The organism is Capnocytophaga sp. oral taxon 332 str. F0381 (assembly GCF_000318275.2).
Classification (GTDB): domain Bacteria; phylum Bacteroidota; class Bacteroidia; order Flavobacteriales; family Flavobacteriaceae; genus Capnocytophaga; species Capnocytophaga bilenii.
The window spans coordinates 1-2,227 of sequence record NZ_KB291281.1 but is presented as its reverse complement, the minus strand read 5'-3'; the positions used below and the strand labels follow the sequence as shown (position 1 = coordinate 2,227).

3 protein-coding genes are annotated in these 2,227 nt (G+C 35.1%); all 3 read right to left on the bottom strand.

Translation table 11 applies throughout. The features are described from left to right. Nucleotides 1-44 precede the first annotated feature (44 nt). A complete protein-coding gene (locus HMPREF9075_RS03385; protein ID WP_034556701.1) occupies nt 45-1,106 on the bottom strand; it encodes a hypothetical protein in 1,062 nt (353 codons plus the stop codon). A 69-nt stretch (nt 1,107-1,175) separates the two neighbouring features. Continuing rightward, entirely contained in the window at nt 1,176-1,298 is a 123-nt protein-coding gene (locus tag HMPREF9075_RS13990) for a hypothetical protein (RefSeq protein WP_009415099.1), read from the bottom strand. Between the two features lie 48 nt (nt 1,299-1,346). Further along, the coding region (locus HMPREF9075_RS03380) for an SH3 domain-containing protein (protein WP_009415098.1) at nt 1,347-2,227 on the bottom strand (881 nt) is incomplete at its 5' end.

The window sequence follows — 2,227 nt, the reverse complement described above, 5'->3', positions numbered from 1 at the left end:
TTTTTAGTGTAAACCTATTTCAGGATATGACAGTTTTTTCATTGCTAATAATATACTATTTTTCTACTTTGGTGTTCGATATATTTGCCATTCCTGTAGGTTTGTTTTAGGGTCCAGTTACCTTGAGTGTCGTACTTGTAGCGGTAGGTAGTTACGGAGGTTGCTGTGGTATTGTCTTCTTTTTTGTAGCTTAATTCTCTGCGACTTATATCGCCTTGTGGGGTGTATTGATAGCGGTATTTTTCAGCTTGATCTAGAGGGAGCTTGGTGTTGTATTCAGTTTCTTCAACTACTTGATTTTCATCGTTGTATTGATATTCTGTTATAAACTGATTGTATCTTATTTCCTTGATTAATTGTCCTTTATCATTGTAGTGATATAGTTTTTCTTCTTTTAGTTCTCCTTCTTTTAGTTGGTTTTTATCGTAGTTAGTAATGCTTTTAATCTGCCTATCGGGGGTGTAGCCTATTTCTAAGCTTAAGGTATTCTTCTCACCAAAAGAACGCAAGCGCTGCAGGTTACCTTTGTCGTCATAATCAATTTTCAGGGAGAAGACCACCTCTTCACCATTATTAAAGAAGACTTCGGTGCAGTATTGTTTACCGTTCTTGGTTTGGTAATTAAAATAAACGATTTCGCCCTCTTGATAGGCAATATGGCTTATTTGTCCGTCATCATTGCGGGTGATGATACGATTTTCAGACAAGAAAAACACATCTAAGCTGCCTTGCAGGCGTGTATCTAAGAAATCTTTAACGTAAGTTTCGTGGTATTCCATCTGGTCTTGGCCTGTGAGGGAATCTTTCGAATAAGTGGGAGGATCCCAGATACATATAGGGAACTGATAGATGAAGGTTTCTTTAGTAAAGAACTCATCATTGAAGTGATCTTGGCGGAAGGTAAGACGCCCTAAGGTATCGTACTCTGAGATGATAGGCAAGGTATCATTTCTGTATTGCTGATAAGTGATGAGTTGTTTTACTCTGCCGCGAAGATGCTCTTTTTCCCAATCGGAGAAAGGATTGGAAGGTTCAGGTCTTTGAGAGCAGCTTATCATCAAGCAAGACAGGAAAAGTGCTATTTGTATTTTGGATATGTATTTCATAGAGTGTTTTGCTATGTGCCGCAAAGGTAAGCATTTATTTTGAGAGAAGCCCCTCTTTGCTGTTTTTTATTAGGTCAAACCCTCGCTGGCGCGAGCTTGTAGCTCGTGCCTAGTATAATAAGAGTGTGTCCTGCTGCTTAGCTTCATTCCGTCTATCCAATTCATAGGATAATGGGTGAGTAGATTGTTCATTGTTCTATCTTGTTAATTTTGTTGCAAAGGTAAGGTTTTTAGGATAAGTTATTTGATTTTTATTCTACTTTTGTGTACATATCCTTTTAACCCTTCTTTAGTTTTTATCAGATACCAATTGCTTGTATCATCTAATACATCTATTTTTTCGCCTGATTTTACTTTACTTAAAATTTTAGAAGAAGTACTCTTATCCGCCCTTATATTAGAGTATCCATCAGAATCTTCTATATAATAACCTCTTGAAGAATTAAATAGGAAATCAATTATTTCCTTGGGGTTATCAAAGTCGTGAGGATATCTTTGAACATAGTATTTCGCCGCATTAATAGCAAAATCATGTTCGTTAGGAGTCCCTCGTAACATTTTATCGACCGCTAACACCATCTCTTTTCTTATAAATTCGCGCGTATTCTTCCGATAATAAAATAACATCTGTATACCAGTTTCATCATTAATATTTTCATCAAGATACCATTTTAGTAGTGTTTTATCTCTATAAATACCAAAAGCAACTACAAAATTTGATAACATATCTGCATGATTATCTTTTAGCCATTCTAAGGACTTTAGGTCTTTATAGAAGAGATACTGATTAAGGTGAAATAACAGAAGCCCAACCATTTTTGCTTCATATCCATCTTCTGTATATATGATTCCTTTATCTTGGATAGCAATATATGGATTGAGATCATCATTCAGCACCACTATATTTTGCGGTAGTAGATCTTTATTGATAAAAGAGTGTATTACTTGCTTATAGTGCTCCTCAGTAGGTTTTTTATAGCTGTATTTTTCTAATTCAGCATCTATCTGAGGCATCATTTTTTGTATGTATCTACGGAAGTTAATATAAACTTCGCCGTCTTTAAAAATTGTATAATCTTCCATCTTTTGACTATAGCTATTAAAAGTTACTATTAAAAAAA

Excerpts from the sequence above, each read along its gene's own strand:
- HMPREF9075_RS03385 (WP_034556701.1), bottom strand. The coding sequence starts at position 1,106 with ATGAAATACATATCCAAAATACAAATAGCACTTTTCCTGTCTTGCTTG.
- HMPREF9075_RS13990 (WP_009415099.1), bottom strand. The coding sequence starts at position 1,298 with ATGAACAATCTACTCACCCATTATCCTATGAATTGGATAGACGGAATG.